The organism is Prosthecobacter sp., assembly GCF_014879935.1.
Lineage (GTDB): Bacteria > Verrucomicrobiota > Verrucomicrobiia > Verrucomicrobiales > Verrucomicrobiaceae > Prosthecobacter.
Window position 1 is genome coordinate 51,327 of the sequence record NZ_JACSRD010000118.1, and the last position, 24,374, is coordinate 75,700.

Genomic DNA, 24,374 nt, shown 5'->3' on the forward strand with positions numbered 1-24,374 from the left:
CTCCCGTTCCATTTTTCCTCATGAAAAAGACGCTCCTTCTCCTTGTTGGCTGGTTTGGCATCGCATCCTCCCTCATTGCACAAGTGCCTGGCCTCATGAACTATCAGGGCCGTGTCACCGTGAACGGCACTGGCTTCACCGGCACCGGCCAGTTTAAGTTCGCGCTCGTGAACACGGACGGCAGCACCACTTACTGGAGCAATGACGGCACTAGCACCGCCGGATCCCAGCCCACCGCGGCCGTTTCACTGCCGGTGAGCAATGGCGTCTATTCGCTGCTGCTGGGCGATACCGCGCTCGCCAACATGACCGCCGTCCCGGCCAGCGTGTTCACGAATCCGGACGTGCGCCTGCGCGTGTGGTTCAACGACGGCACCAACGGCTGGAACCTGCTCTCCCCGGACCAGCGCCTCGCCAGCACCGGCTACGCCTTCATGGCCGCCACCGTCGCCGACGGTACCGTCACCAGCACCAAGCTCGCCACCGGCCTCACCCTCAGCGGCACGGCCACCTTGAGCGGCGGATTGAGCCTGCCCGCCACTTCCAGTGCCAGTGTAGGCACGATCACCCAGGGCGGCGCATCGCTCCTGCACACCTACGGCAGCGGAAACACCTTCACGGGCATCAGCGCGGGCAATTTCACGCTCACCGGCTCCGACAATGCCGCCACGGGCAGCAATGCACTGGCCGCACTCACGACGGGCAGCAGCAACACCGCATTTGGCCGCTCTGCGCTCTTCAGCAACCAGACTGGATCTCAAAACACCGCTGTGGGCTCCAGCGCTCTCTACTCAAACACGTCTGGCGGCAACAACACGGTGCTCGGGAATCAAGCGCTCTACAACAACACGGTCTCGAACAACGTGGCTGTCGGTAACATGGCCCTTTTCAGCAACACCACGGGCACTCCCAACACAGCCATTGGCACCAATGCGCTGTATTCAAACACAACCGGAACATCAAACATCGCCATCGGGCAAACCGCTCTCTACTCCAACACCACAGCTACCCAGAACGTAGCGGTGGGACTGCGGGCCTTGTTCACAAACAACACAGGCAACTACAACACCGCCATCGGCTCCTATGCGCTTGAAATGAATGCTTCAGGCTCCAGCAACATCGCCGTCGGTCGCTGGGCGATGAACAGCAACGCAACGGGTGGCTCGAATACGGCGGTTGGCATGGGGGCGCTCTTCACCAACAACGCGGACAACAACACGGCGGTCGGGCATGAGGCTTTGTATTCGAATGCTTCGGCGATAAACAACACCGCCGTTGGGAAAGGAGCCCTCCGCACCAATCTGGGGGCCAACAACACGGCCTTGGGCACGATTGCGCTGTTTGCGAACACCACCGGCACCAACAACGTCGCCATCGGCTATGATGCATTGTCCGCCAACCAGTCGGGTGCTGGCAGCGTGGCCGTCGGTGTGCAGGCGCTCAATGCGAACACCGTCGGCGGCAGCACCGCCGTGGGTCTTTATGCGCTCCGGGTCAACACCACCGGGCAATACAACGCCGCATTCGGGCACCAGGCGCTCCAGGCCAACACGACAGGCGCCAACAACACCGCCATCGGCAAAAACGCGCTCGCCTCAAACACCACCGCCTCTGCGAATTCGGCGCTGGGAACGGATGCCCTCCTGTCCAACACCACCGGCACCGGCAATGTGGCGGCTGGCTTTGAGGCTCTCTCCTCCAACATCACTGGAAGCTTTAACTCCGCTGTGGGATATCAGGCGCTGGACGCCAACACCACGAGCAACAACACCGCTTTCGGATATCAGGCGCTGAAAATGAACACGGGCGGATCTGGCAACTCGGCCGTGGCCGGAGGCGCGTTGTTTAGCAACACGACAGGTGCCGACAACAGCGCTTTTGGTTTCAACGCTCTCTACAACAACAGCTCCGGGGGGCAAAACTCGGCTTTTGGCCGTGATGCTCTCAATGCCACCACAAACGGCAGCAACAACACGGCGATCGGCTTCCGGGCACTCGCAGCAAATACCACGGCTTCTGATAATGTCGCCATCGGAAACCAGGCGTTATATGCCAACACCTTAGGTGGAGGTAACACAGCTGTCGGCTTGAACGCACTTGACTCCACCACCACAGGAGGAGGCAATATCGCGCTCGGGTATAATGCAGGCCAGAATCTCACCACGGGCAATTTTAACATCTACATCGGCAACGAGGGGGTCGCTGCAGAAGCGAATAACATTCGCATCGGTAACGCTAGCGCACACTTTAAAGCCTTCATCGCCGGCATTTCCGGCGTGACGAGCAGCGGCGGGGCGCAGGTGTTTGTCAATTCGTCGGGCCAGCTTGGCACGGCGACGTCGTCGCGTCGGTTCAAGCATGACATCGTGGACATGGGGGCAGCCAGCGAGACGATTTTGCGGATGAGGCCGGTGGCCTTCCGCTACCATGCGGAGCTGGACCCGAACCAGTTGCCGCAGTTTGGCCTGATCGCGGAAGAGGTGGCGGAAATCGACCCGCTGCTCGTCGTGCGCGATGAAAACGGCGGCATCCAGTCGGTGCGCTATGAGCAGGTGAACGCGATGCTGCTGAACGAGTTCCTCAAGGACCATCGCCGGGCCGAAACTCGCGATGCGGAGGTGGAGGCGATGAAAAAGCAGCTTCAGGAGCTCGAAGCCCGCGACGCGGCGCACACGCAGCGCGAGCGCGAGCTCGAAGAACGGCTCAAAAAGCTCGAAGAGGCCCTTTCCCGCGGTTCCAGCAGCGAAACGAAGCTCTGACCTTTTCCGCCATGAAGCCCCGCGCCACCGCCAGGAAAGCAGCCATCTCGCTCCGTCGAGATGAGCCGCTGACTGCCGCAGCGTGGGACAGTTCGAGCATACCTGATGGCTCGCGAGCGCACTGTGCTCATCTCGCGGAGCGAGATGGCTACTTTGCTTCGCGGCATCGCGAATGCCCATTCGGTGAATCACACCGGGAGGGGGCGTTTTGGCCTTCGGTTTGGCCGCAGAGAGGCGGAGGAGCAGAGGGGGCAGAGTTTTATGAAATGCTCTGCGCTCTCTACCTCTTTGCTCCTCTGCGGCTGAATCGAGCCTTTGTGATGCTGCTTTCGCTCTTCGCGTTCTCCGCGCAGGCAGCGGTGCGCAGTGGCGGGCCGTATGAGGTGCAGAATGAGGCGGTCGGGATCGCGGGCGGCAGCGCCGCAGGCGGTGTTTACGGCCATGAGATGGCCCTGGGAGGCGTGGCGGGCGTTTCGAGCGTCTCGGGCGTGGTTTCGGCGCAGGGTTACATCGCGCAGAAGGTGCCGCTCACCGGTCCGGAGGTCGTGCTGGGGCTGCCGACGGGCTTTTCGACGGTGGACATGACCTTGAACGGCTATGTGAACCCGCGCGGGCTGGCGACGACGGCCGTCTTCGAATACGGCACGACCACCAGCTACGGCAGCAGCGCCAGCGTGACCTTGAGCCCGAACAACGGCACCAGCACACAAAGCGTGAGCGCGGTGCTGCCGGGCCTGGCGGTGAACACCGTGTATCACTACCGTCTCAGCGCCACGAACGCCGAGGGCACGAACCGCACCGACGACGGCACCTTCATCGTCACCATCACCGCGCAAGCACCAGTCGTGACCGCGCAGGCAGCCTCTGAAGTCGGCATCGACAGCGCCAAACTCAACGGCCAGGTCAATCCCAACGGTTACGCCGCCACCAGCAGCTTCGAGATCAGCACCAATGGCACGAGCTGGACGCCCATCGCCGCGCAGCCCAGTCCGTTGACCGGATCGGTCGCCGTGGGCGTCATCGCCACGGCCACGGGCCTGCTGCCCAACACGACTTATCAATGCCGCCTGCGCTCCACCAACGCCGCAGGCACCAGCACGAGCAGCGTGATCACCTTTGCCACGAATCCGGACCCGCCCGGAGTCATCGCAGCCAATCCCACCAGCATCAGCGCCACGAGCGCGACACTGGCAGGCAGCGTGCTGCCGAAAAACCGCGCCACGACGGTGTGGTTCGAATACGGCACGAGCACGGCCTACGGCACGAACACGCCCGTGCAGAACATTCCTGTCGGCAGCGCCGCGGTGGATGTCACCGCCCCCATCAGCGGCCTCACGAGTGGCGTCACCTACCACTACCGCATGGTCGCTGCGAACATCGGCGGCACCGTGCCGGGCTCGAACGTGAGTTTTGTGCCCGTGAGCGGCATCACACCGACTGCCGCGCCGAGTGTGACCTCCGGCAGCGCCTTTGTCATGTCACTCGATCTCGTGCTGGTGATCGGCACGGTGAATCCCAATGGCGGCCCCACCACGCTGCGTTGCGAATACGGCACCACGCCCGCGCTCGGCAGCCAGACGGTGGCCACGCCCGCAGGCAACACGAACACCACACAGCTCGCACTTGTTTCCATCGAGAGTCTGCTGCCGGGCACGCAGTATCACTACCGCCTCGTCGCGCAGAACAGCCTCGGCACCACCGCCAGCGCCATTTCGACTTTTACCAGCGCCTACCCGCCGCCGGAGGCCGTCACCGGCAGCAGCACCGCGCTCAGCACGACGAGTGTGCAGGTGCTGGGCAGCGTGCGGGCGCGCCACGCGGCCACGCAGGTGTTTTTCGACTACGGCACGGACGGCACCACCTTCCCGAACAGTCTCAGCGCCGTCCCCGCGGTCCTCAGCAGCGACGTGATGGAAAACGTGAGCGCCACGCTGACGAATCTCCAGCAAGGCACGACCTACTACTACCGCGTGCGTGCCGTGAGCAGCGGCGGCACGACCACCGGACTCACCTCTTCATTCCAGGTATCGCTCCTCTCCGGCCTGCTGCGTCAGTCGCCCACTGCGCCTCCGTCCGCCGCAGGCACGCTGACGGTGAACCTCACGCCCGCGAATCTGCTCACCGGCTGGCGTTTCGTCGGCGAGCAAAGCTGGCGCGCATCCGGCTCCACCGCGACCGGTTTGACCACCCGGGATCGCGAGATCGAGTTCCGACCGGTGCCGGGGCATATTCATCCGCCAGGAGAACTGATCGCCTCCTCCGAGACGGACATCACTCGTGATTACTACGACACCTCCACCAGCGGCAGCGGCGGCTTGATTGTCCTGGTGAAGCCCGCCGGGATCACCACCGGTGCCAATCGCGCCCAGTGGCGGCTCCTTGGGGAAAGCGATGCGCAGTGGCGTGACAGCAGCGACCTCTATAGCGGCCTCGTGCCTGGAAGCTACCTCATCGAGTGCAAACCGGTTCCAGGACGTGCCACGCCGCCGAACACCAACGTGATCATCAGCGACGGCCAGACCGCCGCGCCCACGATCACCTACTTCCTCGCCGACTCGTCGAGCGGCGCGGCGCCGTCTCCGCTGAGCTTTGCCAGCATCAGCACGGACACGGCGCAGCCCTCCGCGCATGTGGGCCAGCTCCGCAGCGATGCCGGTGTCAGCAGCGGCTTCGTGGTGAAACCGCGTGTCATCGCCACCGCGGCGCATGTCGTGTGGGATGATGGCACGCTGAGCACGGTCAAAGGCCTGCAGTGGCTGTTTCAACGCCACGCCGCCGTGCACGAGCCGCGCCCGATCACACCGCGTGGTTTTTATCTCTTCGATGGTTACGCCGCGCAGCGCGTGATCGACAATTCTCCCGGTGATTCGACGCCGCAGTCCCAAAATCTCGATGTCGCGGCGATTTACCTCAACGAAACGGCCGCACGCGACGGCTTCAGCGGCTACCTCGCGAGTGATCTGGCCCAAAACGAGCACCTGCTCTCCAGCGCCGACAAAATGCTCGTCGGTTATCCCGTCGATGGCATCGCACCCGCCTTCCAAGGCATCATGCATGCCACCACGGCGTTCAATGTCGTCTTCACTGCCGGCTACGGCCGCACCTTCACCACCACCGGCATCCGCAGCAGCGGGGGTAACAGCGGCGGCCCGCTCTGCGTGCGCCACACGAACGGCGCGTGGTATCCCACCGCGGTGTATCTCGGCGGCAACAACCAGACCGTCGTGCGAGCGATCGACAGCAGCGTGATCGAACTCTTCACGCGTGCCGAGGTCAGCGGCAACGGCGGAGCCGACAACACCGGCGGCGGCATCACGCAGACGAGCTACACCACGATCGCCAGCGGCAGTGCAGGTGCGTTGAAAGTGATCATCGAGCCCTCGGGCGCTCGCAATGCCGGCGCAGGCTGGCGACTTTCCCCCGAGAGCACTTATCGCGCGAGCGGAGCCACGAAATCCGCTCTCAGTCCCGGCAGCTACGTGATTCAATTCACCACCGTGGCCGACTTCGACGCGTCCGCGCAACAAAACGTCATCGTCACCGCAGGCCAGCTCAATAGCGTGACCTTCACCTATGCCACACCTCAGGAAAGCTGGCGTCAGGCGCACTTCAGCACCACCGCCAACACTGGCAACGCAGCCGATAACGCCGATCCCGACGGAGACGGCTTCACCAATGCCGCCGAATACGCCGCAGGCACGAACCCGACCCTCAGTGGCGACTTCCTCAAGGCCACCGCCCCCGCCCGCAGCGGAGAAACCTTCACTCTCAGCACCGCAGGCAAAGCCGGACGCACTTACTATCTCGAACGCAGCAACAATCTGACCACCTGGTTCACCGTCACGTCCGACGGTCCCGTCAGTGCGGATGGCCAAGTCACCCTGACCGACCCTTCGATCACCGGAGGCGCGGCCTTCTACCGCATCCGCGTCACCGGGCCTGCGAATTGAGAGGACTATTTTTTCACCCCGTTCTGTAGCGATATGAAGCCGCGCGGGTATCCGCCTTCAAACCAATCATGAACACCCATGCTCAAGGGCATTTTCCCAGCACCGACTGGACGCTCATCTCTCGACTTCGCAGCCGGCACGAGACCGTGGCGATGACGGCGCTGGAGGAGTTGTGCGCGGCCTACCACTACCCGCTTTACTGTTTCATTCGCAGGCGTGGCCTCACGCATCACGACGCACAGGACGCTCTGCAGGACTTTTTGGCGAAGCTGCTGCGCAACGAGTCGCTGCAAGGCACCCATCAGGAGCAGGGGCGGCTGCGCGGGTTTCTTTCCACCGCCTTGAGCCGATTCCTGCTGAACTGGCATCGCAGCCACGCGAATGAACGCCTCAACGTCAGCATCGAGGCAGAGCAGGAGCTAGCCAGGAACGAAGAGCGTTTCCAGAAGGAGAAACTGACGGACAGGGACACGCCTGAGCGAGTTTTCGAGCGGAAATGGGCCCAGGAGATGTTGCGTCGTGTGCTGGCGGAGATGGAGGATGACTACCGTCGAAAAGAAAAGCTGCCTCTCTACCAGGCTCTCCGCCCTGTGGTTCTGGCAGGCGGCAGCCTTGTTGGTGAAGCCACCCAGGAGCTGGCTGCATCACTCGGGATGACACCGGCGGCACTACGCGTGGCACTCAGCCGGTTCCTTGGCGATTATCGTGACCGGCTGCGCCGGGAAGTACAGCAAACACTCGCCAATCCCGATGACGTCGATGAGGAACTGGCGTGCCTGGCACGCGCTTTTGAGCGCACGGATCGCATGACGCCGCCATCTGCCTAACCCCCTGCCGAGATCATGAAACTGAAACCCACCCCTGCCCTGTCTGCTGTTGACAAGCTGGACGACCGTTCCATCGCGAGACTCCTCCAGAGTGCGCGCAAACCATCCAAGCGCGGCCCGTCCGGTCGAGGCAGCAAAAGAAAAAGGCCATGAGAAACCTCAGATGGTTACTGTTCCTTCTGGCCGTGCTGCTGACCGTTCTCCTGTGCGGCCGCAAACCAAATACCCAGGTGATTCCGACACTGGCTGACAGAGTGAGGACATCGACCACTCACATTCACGCGGCGCCTCACGCGCCTGAGACCAAGCAGTCTCTCATCGAACTGAAATCGGCGCTTCGACAGATGGATACGAAGGAGGCCGTCAAATGGATCCAGGCCCAACTAAGGTCCGGTGAAGACACCAGTTTTCAGCTCGATCTGGTCCTTGACGCAGGTCAGAATCTCTCCGGCTGGCCGTCATGGCGTGTGTTCCTGCTTGATCTGCTCTATTTGACTGACCCCGAAACAGCGGCCTTCAGCTCAAAAGAACTGCTGGCCACGAGCCGCTCCCCTGACGAATGGGCAGTCGCGATGCGAAACCTCGCCCGCGTGGGAACCGAAGACGAATTGTTGAAATCAAAATCCGCCGAATTGCTGCGACACAAAGAATGGCAGAAGACCCCCAGCGCGGGCTATCTGGAAGCCTTCGACGTGATCGTGCACACAAGAAACACGGAACTCACACCGGACCTGCTGGCCCATTGCGACGAACGTGATGCGAAAGCCGTGCGGCACGCCTCATTTCTCACCCTTGATCGGCTGGTCATGGCAGACCCGGCCAAAGTCCTGCCCGATCTGGCGAGATCGGCCTCTTCTCATCCAAAGAGCGGCTTGATGCTGTCAAACATGATCGCACGCGCCGATGTGGCCGATCCCGTTCAGCGTCAGGCTGTGGAAACCTATCTTCTGGATCCAAAGCGCACCGATGATGAGCTGCGCGGCTTTGCCAGCGTCTTTCCCAACGCCAACGTGGCGGTCTCGCACAATCTGCTGACCAAGACACCAACGCTTCAAGGAGCCGAACTGGCAGTGCGTGATCGGAACTCGCTGGAAACAGTATCAAGATGGCTGTCGGACGAGAGATTCAAAACCGTTCATGGCTCTCTTCGAACCATCGTCGTGCGTCTTCAGAGCATGCGTCCAGGCTACGGCCGCTAAGGCTTGCTGTGTCACCCTTTCCCAGAGCATGATTTGCCCCCGCATCATTTCTGTTCAAAGCTCGGACATCCATGCCGAAAAAGACCGCTCCCAAGAAAACCAAACGCGCCAGGAAGAAGTCATCTGCCATCCCGCTGCCACCGGCAGGAGACTGGCGCAGCACGGATGAGATCGAGGTGCTCCGGCGCATCCAGCGGGCGCGGGATGAAAAGCATGCCATCTCCAACCTCAACGCTGAGCATCCGGTCTTCTCCACCTTTGCGGTGAAGTCGCCCAGCGGCATGACTTACCAAGTGGAAGTGCGGGATTTGGCCTCTCGTTCCTTTTCCTGCACCTGCCCGGACTTCCGCACCGCCGGGCTTGGCACCTGCAAGCACATCGAGGCCACGCTCATCTGGCTGAAGCGCCGTCACAAAGCGGACTACCAGCTCGCGGAGAAAAAGACCTCGCCGCATCTCCATCTCGTGCCGGATGGCGAGCGCCTGCGCGTCGAGCGTCCCTTCACCTCACTGCCTGCCAATCTGCGTCCGCTCTTTGATGACGAAGGCTTCCTCATCGGCGATCCCCACGAAGCGCTGCCAAAGCTCCGCCGCACGAGCAAAGTGCGCATCTCACAGGACGTGGAGCCTTTTATCGAGTCCCGCCGTCATGCCGAGGAGCGCCGCAGCCTACGCCGTGACTACGAGACCGGCGTCGTCGAAGGCCGTCACCCCGAGCACGTCACGCTGCATCCGCTCTATCCGTATCAGCGCGAGGGCATGCTGCATCTGGCCTTTGGTGAACGGGCCTTGCTCGCGGATGAGATGGGCCTCGGCAAGACCATCCAGGCCGTGGCAGCGTGCGCCTTGCTGCATCATTTAGGCAAAGCGAGGCGCGTGCTCGTCGTCACGCCCGCTTCTTTGAAAACGGAGTGGGAGGAGCAGATCAAGCGCTTCACCACGCTCGGCCTCCAGCTCGTTTTCGGGCCGCGCACGGCACGAATGAAAGCCTACACCGCCGCTGAGGTGCCGTTTTTCACCATCGTGAACTACGAACAGGTCGTCACCGACACGCTCGACATCAACACGCACCTCAAGCCCGACATCGTCGTCCTCGACGAAGCTCAGCGAATCAAAAACTGGGCCACGAAGACCGCGCAAGCCGTCAAGCGCCTGCAAAGCCGCTACGCCTTCGTCCTCACCGGCACGCCCATCGAAAACCGCATCGACGAACTCTACTCCATCGTCGATTTCCTCGATCCCAGCCTGCTCGGCCCGCTCTTCCGCTTCAATCGCGAGTTCTACCAGCTCGATGAAAATGGCCGTCCGAAGGATTATCAAAATCTGCCCGCTCTCCGCGAGCGAGTGAAGCCTGTGCTGCTCCGCCGCCGCAAGCACGATGTCGAAACCGAATTGCCCATCCGCACGGACCGCCAGCACTTCATCAAGCTCACACAGGCCATGCGGAATGAGTACGACGAGGTCAAACAACAGGTCTCCCAGCTCGTGGCAAAGTCCCTTCGGCGTGCGCTGACCAAAAAGGAGTCCGACATCCTCATGGTCCTCCTCGGCATGATGCGCATGATTTGTGACTCCCCCAGCATCATCAAAGGCCACGACTGCCAGGACTGCCCTAAGCTCGATGAACTCGACGGCATCCTGGATGAAGCCCTCTCCGACCCCGATGTGAAAGTCATCATCTTCTCCGAATGGGAAGGCATGCTCAAAAAAGTGCGCACCTGGGCGGAGAAAAACGGCATCGGCTTCGCCTGGCACACCGGCTCCGTGCCGCAGCAGAAGCGCCGCGCCGAGATCATGGCCTTCCGCAGTGATCCACAGTGCCGCCTCTTCCTCAGCACCGACTCTGGCGGCGTGGGACTCAACCTGCAAAACGCCAGCGTCGTCATCAACTGCGACCTCCCGTGGAATCCCGCCAAGCTCGAGCAGCGCATCGCCCGCGCCTGGAGAAAGCATCAGAAGCGCCCCGTCACCGTCATCAACCTCATCGCCGAGAACACCATCGAGTCCGCCATGCTCGAAACGCTCGCTACCAAGATGACACTCGCCGAAGGCGTGCTCGATGGCACGGCGGAATCCCTCGCCAATGCCAAGCTCAAGCGAGGCAACGACGCCAACCTCGCCCGCCTCAAACAGTTCATCAGCGAAGCTCCGCCGCCTTCCGCCACACCTGCACCGAAGCCACCGCCCAGCGACCCCGCGCTAGCCTTTGCCGACCGCGCCGCCAGCGTGCTCGGTCAAAGCCTCGTCCATTGCCAGGAAGCCATCCTTCCCGGCGAAAGCAGCCCCGTCGTCCTCACCGTGCTGCGAGATGTCTCACGCTCCGCCGCCGTCAGCGCCCTCTTCCACGAGACCGAGTGGCGTGGCAACGCCCCCAAGCTCCACGTCCTCGACGAACCAACCTGGCAGAGCCTCCAGCGCCTCGCCGAAATCGGCCTCATCACCTTCAACACCCGCGCCACCCGCCACCTCAGCGGCGAGGCACCACCTACTCCGCCCAAACCCGCCCTCACCCCCGAGCAAATCCAGCGCATCACCGACCTCCGCACCTTCGCCGTCAGGAAGCAAAAAGTCGCCCAACTGCTCATCGCCGAAGGTTTGGAGGAAGAAGCAGAACCGCATCAGCAAGCAGCGCAGCGAGCCCTTGATGAAGCTCATTTCATCGAAACCATCGACTACGACGACATCCCGTTTTGAAGCTGGAACCTCAACTCTTCATGAGAAAAGCAGCCAAACTTCTTTCTTTTGCACTTCTCGCGCTCTTTTGCAGCCAAACTCCAGCGCAGGACGCCGCGCAAAACATCGAGCACGCCAGGGACATGGTCTGGACGCGATTTTATCTCCCGCAGGTTCAGACCTTTGGCGATTACCTCAGCAGCTATGAAAAAGGCAAAGAGCAGGCGCATTTGCCGACGGCGGATGAGGTGAAGCGGCAGCATCCGAATCCTTGCGGCTACAGCACGGGCATGGAGGACGGCGCGATCCTCGGCGGAGCGATGCTGAGTGTGCTGTGTGATCGTTTCGCGGTGACGAAAGAGGAGTCGCTGCGAGAGAAGGCCGCGAGCGTTTTTGCCGGCCTCAAACGCTGCGTAACCGTGCATGGCGTGAAGGGTTTCGTGGCGCGAAATGTTTGCCCGGAGGATGCCGCGAGCACTTACATCAACTCGTCACGCGATCAGGTGACGCACTTCGCGCATGGCTTGTGGCAGTATTTTCACAGCCCGCTGGCGGATGAAGCGATGAAGCAGCAGATCCGCGTGATCCTTGCCGATGTGGCGGAGCGGATGATCGCATTTGTGACGCCGGAGAATGACTTCGATTTCTGCCGCGCGGATGGCACTCGCTGCCCGCTGAGTATCTGCCGAATGTGGAGCGTGCAGTCGCACGAGGCAGCGCGGTTGCCGATGATTTACGCAGCGGCGTGGGATGTGACGAAGGACGAACGCTATCGCGTGGAATGGCGCAAATACGCTGCGGAGGCCATCGCGCAGTCGGCGAACCCCGGCGAGGGCAAACCGGCGTATGCGCTGCTTCAGATGCAGTGCTCACTGGAGCTTCTGCATGCTCTGGAGCCTGATTCGGCTCTCAAAGCGCAAATTGACGCGCACATGCTTCACGTTCGCGATCTCGCCGCGAAGCGATTCACGAGTGTTTTAGCCCAAATTGCCAAAAAGAGCCCTGAGGAGATGCGCATGCTCGGTCCTGACTGGCGCAAGGTTCCCGAATGGAAGAACCAAAAAGGCTATCCCAACCCTCAGTGGGGTCCGTTTCGCGAAATCTGGCATCTCACGCGTGAAGCCGGTGAATCGGCGTTGATTCTGATGATGCTCGATTCGCCCACGCTGACGGACGAGCAACAGGCGGCGCTGCAAAAGCTCATCGGCAGCTTCGATTACACGCATAACGCGAGCTGTGGGCTTGTTTACCATCTCGCCGCGTATTGGAAGGCGCGGCGGCATGGATGCCTGCCGTGATCGAAAAGAATCAGCCGGGGCTGCGTTAGCAAGGCATGTCAAAACACCTCCTCTGGCTGGTCCTCCTGCTTTGCACACCGGCAATGGCCGCCGATGTGATCCCGCTGGGAATGAAGCGCGAATTGTTCGTGGACGAACACCTCATCGCGTCGAAGAGCGGTGTGGAGCTGAAACTGCACAAACCCCAGGCGCAGGAAGTGGCGCTGGTCTGCGATGCGCCGTGGGAGGGGAACACGTCCGGCTACTTCACGCTGATCCAGGATGGTGACCTGTATCGCTGCTACTATCGCGGCACGCACTTTGACGAAAAACTCAAAAAGAGCGCTCACGAGGAGCTGACCTGCTATGCGGAGAGCCGCGATGGCATCACCTGGACGAAGCCGAAGCTCGGCCTCGTCGAGTTTCAGGGATCAAAGGAGAACAACATCATCCTCGTTGGCGAAGGCTGTCACAACTTCACGCCTTTCCTCGACACGAATCCGAACTGCCCGCCCGAGTCACGCTTCAAAGCGCTCGCTGGCATGGGAGATAACACCACACGCAAGCAGAAGCCCAGCCTGCAGGCATGGCACTCCGCCGATGGCGTGCGCTGGTCACGGATGCGGGAGCAGCCGGTGATCGACGCGGGTGCGTTCGACTCACAGAACCTCGCGTTCTATGACGCGGAGATCGGGGCCTACCGGGCCTACTGGCGTTACTTCACGGGAGGCTACACCGATGAGCGCGGCTGGAAGCCGAAAGGTGTCCGCGCGATTCGCACGGCCGTTTCCAAGGACTTTCTGAGCTGGGAAAAGTTCAACAACCTGACCTACGGCCCGGATGCGCCTGAGGTGCAGCTTTATACCAATGCCGTGCGGCCCTACTTCCGCGCACCCCACCTGCTGCTGGGCTTTCCCACCCGCTACGAGGCGAAGCATGAGCAGGTGGAGCCGGTCTTCATGACCAGCCGGGATGGCGTGAACTTCAAACGCTGGGAGGAGCCGCTCATCCCCATCACCGCACCGAAGGATCGCGATGGCAACCGCAGCAACTACATGACCAACGGCCTGCTCCAGCTCCCCGGCAGCGACCGCGAGCTGTCTGTGTATGCCACCGAGGCCTATTACGCCGGTCCCGGCAGCCGCATCCGCCGCTTCACCTTCCGCATGGACGGTTTCGTCTCCGCCTCGGCTGAAGATGGTGAGATCATCACCAAGCCGCTCACCTTCACGGGATCGAAGCTCATGCTGAATCTCGTGAGTCAGGTCGAAACTCGCGTGGAGGTGCAAGATGAAACCGGAAAGGCCATTCCAGGCTTCACGCTGGAGGATTGCACTCCGCTGAACGGCGACTTCATCGACCAAGCCGTGACGTGGAAAGGCGGCAGCCTCGAAAAACTCGCCGGAAGGCCCGTGCGCCTGCGTTTTCACCTCATCGAGGCCGATCTGTTCGCGATGCAGTTTGTCCGTTGAAGCCAAACTCCATCGTCATGAAGTCTCTCACATCCATTTCGCTGCTGGTCAGTGCTGTCTTCTGTCTGCTGCGAGCCGCAGACCCGCTCGACCGTCTGCCTCAGCCGTGGCAGGAGCCGGTGCATCGCATTTCATTCGCGGAATACGAGGCCACGTTGAAATACTGGGCGGCGAAGCATCCGGGCGTGTTTGAGTTCGAGAAACGGGGTGAGTCGCATGACGGGCAGCCGGTCTATCTGGTGAAGATCACCGACGCCAGCGTGGCGGACGAGGACAAGCAGGTGGCGCTGGTTTCCGCCTTGCATGGAGGGCCGGAACGCTCCGGAACGACGACGATCCTGCACCTGATTGAGCGATTGCTGGATGATTCGGACTTCTCGAAGGAGACGCGGAAGAAGCAGATCGTGCTGCTGGTGCCCATCGCGAATCCCTATGCGTTCTTCACCACGGACCGCTTCACGAACAAGGAGAAGATTGATCTCTACGATCCGCAACTCAGCTACTGGGACCTGCCGAAGCTAAAACTGGCTGTTCCTGAGCGCACGCCGGAGTTGGCGGCCTTTCTCGGCATTGTGGATCAATATCGCCCGGAGGTGCATCTCGACCTGCACGGCACTGGATTGCAGGCCTTCCCCGATGACAAGCTCGGCAACCGCACGATGCGGCAGGGACAGACGATGTTTGAGATCAGCGCCTGCTCGTATTCGAACTGTGGCGTGCGCCCGTGGGACCCGCGTGTGACGGAGGCGATGGTGAAAGCTGGTGTCGAGGCGGGGTTTGGATCGGATCGCGCCGAGGCAGATGCACAGCGCTGCTTTTACAATCCGGATCACGACGTGTTTCGCAGCCGCCTGTGGAATGCGCCGCGCCCGCAACGCTTCCGCACCATGTTTTATGGCTACATGAAGCATCACACGATGATCTCGACGACGGAGATCGGCTGGGAGCAAAGCGGCGTGGCCCGCGTGTGCGGTGTGCTGGATTTGGGGAACCAGCAGTGGCCGGATGAGCGCTTCACCGGCTATCCCGTCACCCGTGTGCGTGCTCGGGCGGGGCGTTTCGTCACCGCCTACGGCCGCACGGCATCGGAGCGCCGTGAGAGCCGCTGCGAGCTGTGGAACCGCCAGCCCGGTTTCGCCGATGGCATGATGTATCCCGAGTATGAAGGCCGCACGACTTACGTCTGCGCCGTGACGCCGAAAGGCATCGCCGCGCTCGACAACGATCCAGCGAAGTTCATCGCGAATCTCCGCACGTTTCCCGATGTGAACGCTGACCGCATCGAGCGCTTTGTGAAGCTCGGTCCCGAATACGAGTTCACCTCCGATCCGCGTGAGGTGAAAAGCGGCAAGCCCATCCAGCACGGCATCGGCTTCCGTTTTCGCGTGCCTTATCGCTCGCCCGAGATCCTGGAAGTCGCCGTGAACGGCCATGCGCTGCCCGTCAGCGCCACCGATGGCTACGAGGCTTGGTTTGCCGATGGCTACACCCAGGTGCAGATCAATCTGCCGCCTGAACAAACACGCCAGATGGACCTCTTTGTCGTCACCTGCGCCTACGACGGCAAAGAAAAGCGCCCCATCGGCTGGAAGCCGCCCGTGGAGGTCACACGACAACTCTCATCCCCCAACAAGCCTTGAAAACGCTGCTTTTCATTTGGACCGCGCTCCCCCTCTGCCTGACCGCGGCAGAAGCGCCGCGCTTGCGAGTCGCCGCGCTCGATTTCGACGTGGTTCCGGACAAAGGCGGTGTCACGGCGAGCAAGGTCGGGGCGCTGGTGCGGGAGGTGGCGGGGCCGTTGCGAACGACGGTGACGTTGTTTGAGGATGGCGGTCGGCGTGTGTGCCTCATCGCGCCGCATATGAACTCGCCGAAAGGAGCGAACATCAGTCCGCTGATTCGGCGCACGGTGGCCGAGACGTTGAAAATGCCGGTGGAGAATGTGCTGCTGATGCTTTCGCACAACCACACGGACTTCAACCTGGTGAGCAATCACCTCGAAGCGTCCGTGACCTACCGTCTCGCACCCAGCGAACTGGCGGAACCAAAGCTGGTGCCTGCGGGTGAGGATTTCCTGAAGAAGCTCGCCGCCACGGCCAAGCAACTGCCCGCGCTGCTGCAACCGGTGAGTGTGTGGTGGACGGTCGGCAGCGAGGGGCGCATCAGCTACAATCGTAAGGGCCGCCGGGCTGATGGCAGCACCTACCTGATGCGCGAGGAGGATCGCGACCTCCTGGGCGTGGATTTCAAAGGCGATGTCGATGAGCAGGCGCCGCTGGTTGTTTTCAAGAATGCCCAAGGCGAGGTCGTCACGGCCCTCACGCACTTCACCGCGCATCCGGTGACTTGTTTTCATCCCGAGAAGCCCGTGGTGTTTGGCGACTGGCCGCAAGTGGCCTGTGAGCATCTCGCGCAGCATCTTTCTCCGGGTAAAACGATCAGCGTGAGTTTCCTGCAAGGCTGTGCGGGCGATGTGAACTCGAAGGGCATGTTTCGTGGCGGTGTCGAGCTTTCGAAAAAGTATGGCCGCATGCTGGCCGACAGCTACATCGCCGCTCTGAAGGACCTGAAGCCCTCGCAGCGCGATGGTCTCGACTTTGCCATCGAAAAGGTGCGTGTCCCGTTAGCACCGCTGCCTTCAGAGGCGGTCTTGAAGGCGGAGATCGCGGAGATGGAAGACTTCATCCGCCGGGCGAAGGCAGGCGATGACAACACGCGTGAATGTGTCGGTCAAAACTTCCCGAGCGAGCTGACGCCAGCCTATCGTGCGGCGCTGGTGGAGATGATCCTGCCGTGGAGCCAGTGGGCGCTGGATCTGCGCCACCAGGGCAAGGCGGACAGCGTGCCGAAGTTCCTCGAAGTGGACATCCAGGTGTTGCGCCTCGGCGATGTGGGCATCGTCGGCATGCCGTTCGAGCCGTTTCAAGGCATCGGGCGGCAGATCCGTGCGGGCTCGCCGCTGCCGCTGGCCCTGCCCTGCGGCTACACGAATATTTCGCACGGCTATCTCACCGACGGTCCGAACACGGGCGACCGCGAATACATGAGCGCCAACTATCGCTACAGCAAGTTCCGGCCGCCGTACGCGAAGCCGGGCGGCGATGTCATCGCCACGCAGGCGCTCGAAACCCTTCGCCGCTTCGTCAAACCCGAATGAATACTGCAAGTAATCGGGCCATTCCTGGCCCGTTCATGGATGAATCGGGGCAGGAATGCCCCGACTACCTTGTCGGCGCGAACGCGCAAATCGACCCCGGTGTGACCCTCGGCTATCGCTATCCCGGCGACTCGCAGCCCACCCGCATCGGTGATCACGCCATCATCCGCAGCGGCAGCATCATTTACGCGAACACGACCATCGGGCATCGTTTCCAATGCGGCCATCAGGTGCTCATTCGCGGCGAAATCACCATCGGGGACCGCTGTGTCGTGCATCACAAATGCACGCTGGAGGGCAGGCTCAAGATCGGCCACGGCGTCAAGATCATGGCGCATGTCTATGTGCCCAGCCGCACGACGATTGGCGATTTCGTCTTCATCGGCCCTGGCACCACGTTTCTGAACGCGAAGTATCCGATGCGCGAAGGCACCGTGCAGGGCGCGATCATCGAGGAGCACGTCTGCATCGGCGGAGGCGTCACGATTTGTCCCGGCGTGCGCATCGGACGCAGCAGCTTCATCGCTGCTGGAGCGGTGGTGAACAAGGACGTGCCGCCTGGAACTCTCGCGATGGGCGTTCCGGCACGTCATCAGGCGCTTCCACCGAACATTTTGCCCGAGAACCTCCTGGAGCAGCTTTTGCCTCAGACGGATCTTTTCGGTGCCCACCACGACGAAACGTGGAAGACTGAAAACTGGACCTCATCATGAAAACCAACCTCACACTCACCATTCTTCTCGCCTCATCCCTCGTTTTTGCCGCCGATCCGGCTCCGCCAGCCACGGAAACCTGCGTGGCGGACAAACTCATCTCGGCGGAGAAGTTTGACCGCCCCGAGTCCTTCACGGACAAAAAGAAGCCCGGCACCGACGGCTGGCGTGGCGGCATCGGCACCTGGAGCATCAAGGACGGCGCCGCCTATGAGATTCAGGAAGCTCCGAGCAAAAACCGGCCGAACGGCCACGAGGCGGTGTGCGAGCACATCGTGGACCTCGGCGACTACGTGCTGACGGCCGAGTTCAAGCTGGGCCCGTCGCCGCAGATTGGTTTCGTCTGCCGCGACACGAACCAGCCGAACCTCCACCAAGGCCGCGTGATGATCACGCCCACGGCGATCTGGATACAAAAGATGAGCGGCATCGCCAAGGAGACCCGCCGCGAGGAACTGAAGAGGATCGAGGTCAAACTCGATCCCGACACCTGGCACCGCATCACGATTGAAATCTGCGGCGACCACTTCCAGGCCAAAATCGATGATCATGTGCTCGAAGCCAGCCACGAGCGTTTCAAGGAGCGCAAAGGCCGCATCGGCTTTGTCGCGAAGAATGAAGGGGCGCAGTTCCGGAACGTGGCTCTCTGGAGCGCAAAGCCGAAGTCGTGAGGCGGTTTGCGGCAGACCGCAAGAATGGCTCGCACTTGCCTTGAAAGCCGGCGGTGCCGTCCTCGTTCCCACGGCTGCCCATGAAAGTCCTTTTTCCATCGCTGCTCGTTTTCTTCGCCATGGCCGCGCCGCTTGTCGCGGCCCCCAAGGAGGCGGAGACGCGGGGAACGGCCTTTTTCGAGTCCAAGATCCGGCCTTTGCTGGTGCAGCACTGCTACAAGTGCCACAGCGAGGCGGAAGGCGAAAGAAAGGGCGGCCTGTTGCTCGACCGGCAGTCAGGCTGGCTGGATGGCGGAGACAGCGGGCAGGTGATCGTCCCCGGCGATGTGGCAGGGTCTCTGTTCATTCAGGCGATCCGGTATGCGGACGAGGACATGCAGATGCCGCCGAAGTATCAGCTCGACGCCGGGGTGGTGGCGCTGCTGGAGCAGTGGGTGAAAATGGGCGCTCCCGGTCCGAAGCAGGACATGGGCGAGACGGCTTTCTCAAAGCTCGGCGACCAGGACGTCCTGTTCGAAAAGGCCAGGGCACACTGGGCCTTTCAACCGGTGAAGGCGGTGGAGCCGCCCGCCTCGGGTGATGCCGCGTGGGATGCGCAGCCGGTGGACCGGTTCGTCCGTGCGAAGCTGAAGGAAAAAGGTCTGGAACCCTCACCGCCTGCGGATGCGGCCGTTCTCCAACGACGACTGGCCTATGACCTCACCGGACTGCCGCCGCAGGCGGACGCAATGACCGACACTGCGGTCGAGATCGAGCGGCTGATGAAGTCGCCCCACTTTGGCGAGCATTTTGCGCGGCTGTGGCTGGATGTGGCACGCTACGCGGACACCGCCAACGTGACCGTCCCCGCCGTGCGCATGGAGACCTACTATCCCTTCGCCTTCACGTTCCGGGACTACGTGATCGAGTCGTTCAACAAGGACAAGCCGTACGACGTCTTCATCAAGGAGCAGCTCGCGGCGGACCTGCTGGGCTTCAAGGAGCGTGCGCCGGAGCAGGCGGCGCTCGGTTTCATCGCCGTGACGCCGTTCACGGCGGCTCCGCATGATTTTGTGGATGACGTGATCGACACCACGACTCGCGGGCTGCTCGGGCTGACGGTGGCCTGCGCCCGGTGCCATGATCACAAGTTCGAACCGGTGCCCACGGCGGACTATTATTCGCTTTATGGCGTGTTCGGTTCCATCGACCGCGTTCCGCATGCGAACTTCGAGGAATTCCCGCTGATCGACGGCTACGAGCCGGCTCCGGACTCCCGGGCGGACTACGTGAAAAAGCAAGAGGTCATCCAGGCGAAGGTGAACGCGGCCAGGAAGACCGGGAAACTCGTCGGCGCACGGCAGCCGCAATGGAAGGTCATTCAAAGCAGCGAAATGTGCGAACTGGTGACCTTTCACGAAGGGGCAGAGGCACGGGCCATCGTGGTGAAGGAAAAGTCGAAGCCGATCACGCCGCGCATCTTCCTGCGTGGCGAGGCCGACACGCGGGGCGATTCGGTGCCGAGACGCTTCCTGAAGCTGCTCGATCCGGCGCAGGAGGCCTTTCCAGCGGCAAACAGCGGCCGCCTGGCCCTGGCGGAGAAGATCGCCAGCAAGGAGAACCCGCTCACAGCACGCGTGCTGGTGAACCGCGTGTGGGGTTTCCTGATCGGCAGCCATCTGGTGGACACGCCGTCGGATTTCGGGCTGCAAGGCGCCGCCCCCACGCATCCGGAGCTGCTGGACTGGCTGGCGACAGATTTCATGGCCCACGGCTGGTCCTTGAAGCACCTGGTCCGCACCATCGTCACCAGCCGCACCTATCAACAGAGCAGCCGGGTGCGCGAGGAGATGGCGGCGAAGGATCCGACGAATCAGTGGCTCTGGAGGGCCCATGCGAAGCGTCTGAGCATCGAGCAGATCCGCGACACGCTGCTGGCGCTCAGCGGCACGCTGGATCCGCGCCTCAAGGGCCATCCGAAGCCGATGTGGGACGCGGAAGGCAACACGCGGCGCAGCATCTACGGCCTGATCAACCGCATCAACACCGATCCGACTCTCCGCGCCTTCGATTTCCCCTCCACCAGCGCCACAGCGGACCGGCGGAGCGAAAACATCGTGCCGCAGCAGTCCTTGTTCGCGCTGAACTCGCCTTTCCTCATCGCGAAGGCACGGGCGCTCGCTGCCAGCCTGCAACTCAGCGCCGGCATGAGCAGGCCCGACATCGTGAACGCCCTTTTTCAGAGGGTCCACCGCCGCGATGCCACGGAAAAAGAGCAGGAGCGTGTGGCCGTGTTTGTCTCGCTGATGCAGAAACGCCAGCAGGACCCGTGGCCGCTGGTCGCACAGTCGCTGCTGACCTCGAATGAGATGCTCCACCTGGATTGAACCCGTCCCGCCACCCGCCATGCTCAACCGCCGTCTTTTCCTCCAGCGCACCGGTTTCGGCCTCGGTGCCCTTGCCGCGTCTGACTTCCTCCACGCGGAGGAAAAGGACGACGCCAATCCGCTCGCGCCACGACAGCCGCATTTCACGCCGAAGGTGAAGCGCGTGATCCACCTGTTCATGAACGGCGGCCCGTCGCAGATCGACACCTTCGATCCGAAGCCGCAGCTCGCGAAGCTGGACGGCAAACCGCTGCCAGATTCCGTCAAGGAGAAGCTCCAGCCGGTGCAGAAGGCGCGTGTGGGCAGCATCTTTGCCTCACCCTTCGCGTTCAAACCCCACGGGCAGTCCGGCCTGGAGATCAGCGAGCTGTTTCCAAACGTCGCGCGGCATGCGGACAGCCTCTGCGTCATCCGCTCGATGGTCAGCGACATCGCGAACCACTCCCCCGGCCTGCTGATGATGAATTGCGGCCATACAGTGCTGGAACGGCCCAGCATCGGCTCGTGGGTGACCTACGGGCTCGGTTCCGAAAGCGCCGACCTCCCCGGCTACATCGTTCTGATGCCGTCCGGGCTGCCCACAGCGCAGTCGAAGAACTGGACCAGCGCCTTCCTTCCCGGCCTCTATCAGGGCACGCATATCGAGACGCAGACAAAAGGCCAGCTCATCCCCGATCTCACACGTCATGACATCGGCCCGGGCAATCAGCGCGCGCAGCTCGCCCTCACGCAGTTTTTGAACCGCCATCATCTCCTGCGGCATCCCGGCGATGAGCGGCTGGATTCACGCATCCATTCGATGGAGCTGGCCTTCCGCATGCAGACCGCCGCCACGGACGCCTTTGACCTCAAGCAAGAAAAGGAGGAGACCCGCACGGCCTACGGTGACACGCCGGTGGGCAAGAACCTCCTGCTCGCACGCCGCCTCGCGGAGCGTGGCGTGCGCTACATCCAGTGCTACCACGGCACCGGCCAGCCGTGGGACAGCCACAGCTCCCTGGTGAAAAACCACCAGAAGCTGTGCGCGGAGGCCGACCAGCCCATCGCCGCGCTGCTGCACGATCTGAAGGAACGCGGCCTGTGGGAGGACACGCTGATCCTTTGGGGTGGCGAGATGGGCCGGACCTCCACCTACCAGGGCAGCAGTGACAAACCGGCCGTCTTTGGCCGCGATCATCACGTGGACGGATTCACCGTCTGGATGGCCGGTGGCGCGGTGAAGGGCGGCCATGTCCATGGCATCACGGACGAGTTCGGCCTCGGTGTCGCGGCCGATCCGGTGCATGTCCATGATCTGCATGCCACCATGCTGCACCTGCTCGGTCTCGATCACAAAAAACTCACCTATCGCTGGTCCGGTCGCGATTTCAGGCTCACCGACGTGCACGGCAATGTCGTGAAGGAACTGTTTGCGTGAGGCTGGCCCTCACCAGGTGCGCACGATGGTCTTGACGTATTGTTGCTGGTGGGCGTCCTGGTTTTCGCGGGTGACCGGCGGAGCTTTCGGATCGGAAACTTCGGCCTTCACATGGCGGATCACGATGCCGTGCGGATCAGGCGCTTCTGCGGCGGAACGGATGCGCAGGTAGCTCACGCCGTTCAGCGTGCGTGAACGGAGCGGAAGGATGGCGATGAGTTTGTCATCCAGCCGATGCTCGCACTGGTCACTCGAGAGGTCCCAGCGCAGGGAAAGCGTGTGCCAGGTGTCTGGTTGGGTGTTTTCTGGCTTCACACGGGCCTGAAACAAAGCGGCTTTTTCACCCAGCGTGTTGGAAGGATCGAAAAAGCGGTCGTTGAGCGACAAGATCGCGCCCTGCGAGCCTGCCGGCAGGCGGATGCGGGCGGTGAGTTCGCCTCGCCAGCCGTTGGGGAAGTTCCAGACAGCGGTGTCGGGCTCGCTGGGTGCTTCTGAACTGGCGACATGGCGCACATGCAGGCTGCGCGTGCTTTTCTCGCCAGGAGTCTCGATAAGAGCGCATCCCACGCGCCGGCCACGCCACCAGCGCTTCGCCGGACCGATGTGTTGATAGGTGGACCATTGCGCGAGGCCGTCGCTGAAGTCGGATTCGGCGCTGGTGGCAGTGATCCAGTCAGGATCGACGAGGATGGGATTGCGGCCGCCTTTGCCCTGGCCGGCGAGCACGACGATCTGACCCTCGGCATTGAAAGCGGCGAGCGGATAAGCCGTTCCACGATCGCCGGAAGCCGAAGGGTTGTCGTTGCGACGATGATCGAGGTAAATCTCACGGAATCCCTGCCAGGTGCGGCCATCATCATCGGAAATCGCGATGTGAAGCGCATCACGGCCGCCATAGACGCCCACACCTTCATGTTTTGGCGGCAGTTCGCAGTTGTTCCAGGTCAACACGAGCCGCCCATCGCGGTGTCGCAGCAGATTCGCCGGCCCGGTCGAAGTGCGGAAGCGCGTGGGCGCTGCCGCAGACCACGTGGTGCCGTTGTCTTTGGAGAACGACTCGTAAAGACAACCCGCCTGCGTGCGCATGAGCATCCAGATCGAGCCGTCGCGAAGTTCTTCAAAGCACGGCTCGCACGCGCCTTCGTTCGATCCGTTGTAGCCTTCGTAGCAGGGCGTGGTGAGTTTCGAGGCGCTCAGTTGCCAGCTCGCGCCACCATCGTCGGAGTATTCGATCACGGTCTCGTGTCGGCCCGTGGGCGGCACTGCTTTGGCATGAGGGAGGAAGCTCCCATGCGGCACGATCAGGCGGGCGCTCGCGAGACGTTGATACTCCATCTGCGAGCCATTGTAGCCGCGCCAGGTGCGCGTCGGCGGCGAAACCGCTTCGGCATTTCCTTGCTGATACCACACATCCAGATACAACGGCAATCCGATGCGCGACGCATCCTCCTTGCTGAGGCGTTCCGACTTCACCGTGATGCTCCGCACCTTGCCGTCGGCCGAGAGGAGCGTCTGCGCGTTCTTCAGGATGCCGCTTTCGATGAGCGTCGTCGATTTGGCGATGTCCTCGGGAAGCGCGGGCAGCAGCGTATGCATTTCACCCTTCGCATCCGGCAGTCGCATGGGCTCAGCGCCGGGCGCGTTGGGATTGTAGAAGCAAAAGCTGCCATCCTCGCGACGCAGGATGGCATAACCGGAGCGTGTGCCGCTCGGCGCGGCGGCATCGTGGCCCGCATCGTCGAGAAACAGCATGCGCGGTGGCTCCGCAGCCAGAATGGAGAGGGTGCTGCACAAGCTGAAACCCAGGATGGCGCGTGGACGGGAGCGGTTCATGATGAGATAGGATCAGAAACACGGGCGGATGTCGAGCCTGTGCCTGGCCACGGCGTCGATC

The 24,374-nt window shown here is 62.1% G+C and carries 14 protein-coding genes; 13 read left to right on the forward strand and 1 reads right to left on the reverse strand.

The annotated features are described in order from the left end of the window. The first annotated feature begins 20 nt into the window (after positions 1-20). The 13 genes from IAE77_RS08845 to IAE77_RS08905 all read left to right on the forward strand — a co-directional run bounded on the left by IAE77_RS08845 (position 21) and on the right by IAE77_RS08905 (position 22,480). Positions 21-2,759, forward strand: coding sequence for a tail fiber domain-containing protein (locus IAE77_RS08845; RefSeq protein WP_294224885.1), 2,739 nt, complete (start codon positions 21-23; stop codon positions 2,757-2,759). Positions 2,760-3,025: 266 nt separating this feature from the next. Beyond that, on the forward strand, positions 3,026-6,709 hold the full coding sequence (locus tag IAE77_RS08850; RefSeq protein WP_294224888.1) for a hypothetical protein: 3,684 nt from the start codon (positions 3,026-3,028) through the stop codon (positions 6,707-6,709). A 68-nt stretch (positions 6,710-6,777) separates the two neighbouring features. Beyond that, positions 6,778-7,536, forward strand: a complete 759-nt coding sequence (locus IAE77_RS08855; protein WP_294224891.1) for a hypothetical protein — start codon at positions 6,778-6,780, stop codon at positions 7,534-7,536. A 149-nt stretch (positions 7,537-7,685) separates the two neighbouring features. Further along, the gene (locus IAE77_RS08860; protein ID WP_294224894.1) at positions 7,686-8,735 is read left to right on the forward strand and encodes a hypothetical protein; all 1,050 of its coding nucleotides are present in this window, start codon (positions 7,686-7,688) and stop codon (positions 8,733-8,735) included. A gap of 71 nt (positions 8,736-8,806) precedes the next feature. Next, the gene (locus IAE77_RS08865) at positions 8,807-11,428 is read left to right on the forward strand and encodes a DEAD/DEAH box helicase (RefSeq protein ID WP_294224897.1); all 2,622 of its coding nucleotides are present in this window, start codon (positions 8,807-8,809) and stop codon (positions 11,426-11,428) included. A 20-nt stretch (positions 11,429-11,448) separates the two neighbouring features. Further along, positions 11,449-12,705, forward strand: coding sequence for a hypothetical protein (locus IAE77_RS08870; RefSeq protein WP_294224900.1), 1,257 nt, complete (start codon positions 11,449-11,451; stop codon positions 12,703-12,705). Positions 12,706-12,740: 35 nt separating this feature from the next. After that, positions 12,741-14,156 carry a hypothetical protein gene (locus IAE77_RS08875; protein ID WP_294224906.1) on the forward strand — a complete coding sequence of 472 codons (1,416 nt, stop codon included), beginning with the start codon at positions 12,741-12,743 and terminating at the stop codon, positions 14,154-14,156. A gap of 17 nt (positions 14,157-14,173) precedes the next feature. Then, on the forward strand, positions 14,174-15,796 hold the full coding sequence (locus tag IAE77_RS08880; protein ID WP_294224908.1) for a M14 family zinc carboxypeptidase: 1,623 nt from the start codon (positions 14,174-14,176) through the stop codon (positions 15,794-15,796). Beyond that, complete coding sequence (locus IAE77_RS08885) at positions 15,793-17,313, forward strand: hypothetical protein (protein ID WP_294224911.1); 1,521 nt, start codon at positions 15,793-15,795, stop codon at positions 17,311-17,313. The genes IAE77_RS08880 and IAE77_RS08885 overlap by 4 nt, the downstream gene beginning before the upstream one ends. A gap of 35 nt (positions 17,314-17,348) precedes the next feature. Beyond that, positions 17,349-18,026 carry an acyltransferase gene (locus tag IAE77_RS08890; RefSeq protein WP_294224914.1) on the forward strand — a complete coding sequence of 226 codons (678 nt, stop codon included), beginning with the start codon at positions 17,349-17,351 and terminating at the stop codon, positions 18,024-18,026. Continuing rightward, positions 18,023-18,697, forward strand: a complete 675-nt coding sequence (locus tag IAE77_RS08895) for a family 16 glycoside hydrolase (RefSeq protein ID WP_294224917.1) — start codon at positions 18,023-18,025, stop codon at positions 18,695-18,697. Before IAE77_RS08890 ends, IAE77_RS08895 begins: the two co-directional genes overlap by 4 nt. A gap of 80 nt (positions 18,698-18,777) precedes the next feature. Then, positions 18,778-21,063: a PSD1 and planctomycete cytochrome C domain-containing protein gene (locus tag IAE77_RS08900; RefSeq protein ID WP_294224920.1), complete on the forward strand. Its 2,286-nt coding sequence runs from the start codon at positions 18,778-18,780 to the stop codon at positions 21,061-21,063. Positions 21,064-21,082: 19 nt separating this feature from the next. Next, on the forward strand, positions 21,083-22,480 hold the full coding sequence (locus IAE77_RS08905; RefSeq protein ID WP_294224923.1) for a DUF1501 domain-containing protein: 1,398 nt from the start codon (positions 21,083-21,085) through the stop codon (positions 22,478-22,480). A 9-nt stretch (positions 22,481-22,489) separates the two neighbouring features. On the opposite strand, the gene IAE77_RS08910 is transcribed toward IAE77_RS08905, so the two are convergent. Further along, positions 22,490-24,313 (reverse strand): sialidase family protein, encoded by a 1,824-nt coding sequence (locus tag IAE77_RS08910; protein WP_294224926.1) that lies wholly within the window; start codon positions 24,311-24,313, stop codon positions 22,490-22,492. Positions 24,314-24,374 lie beyond the last annotated feature (61 nt).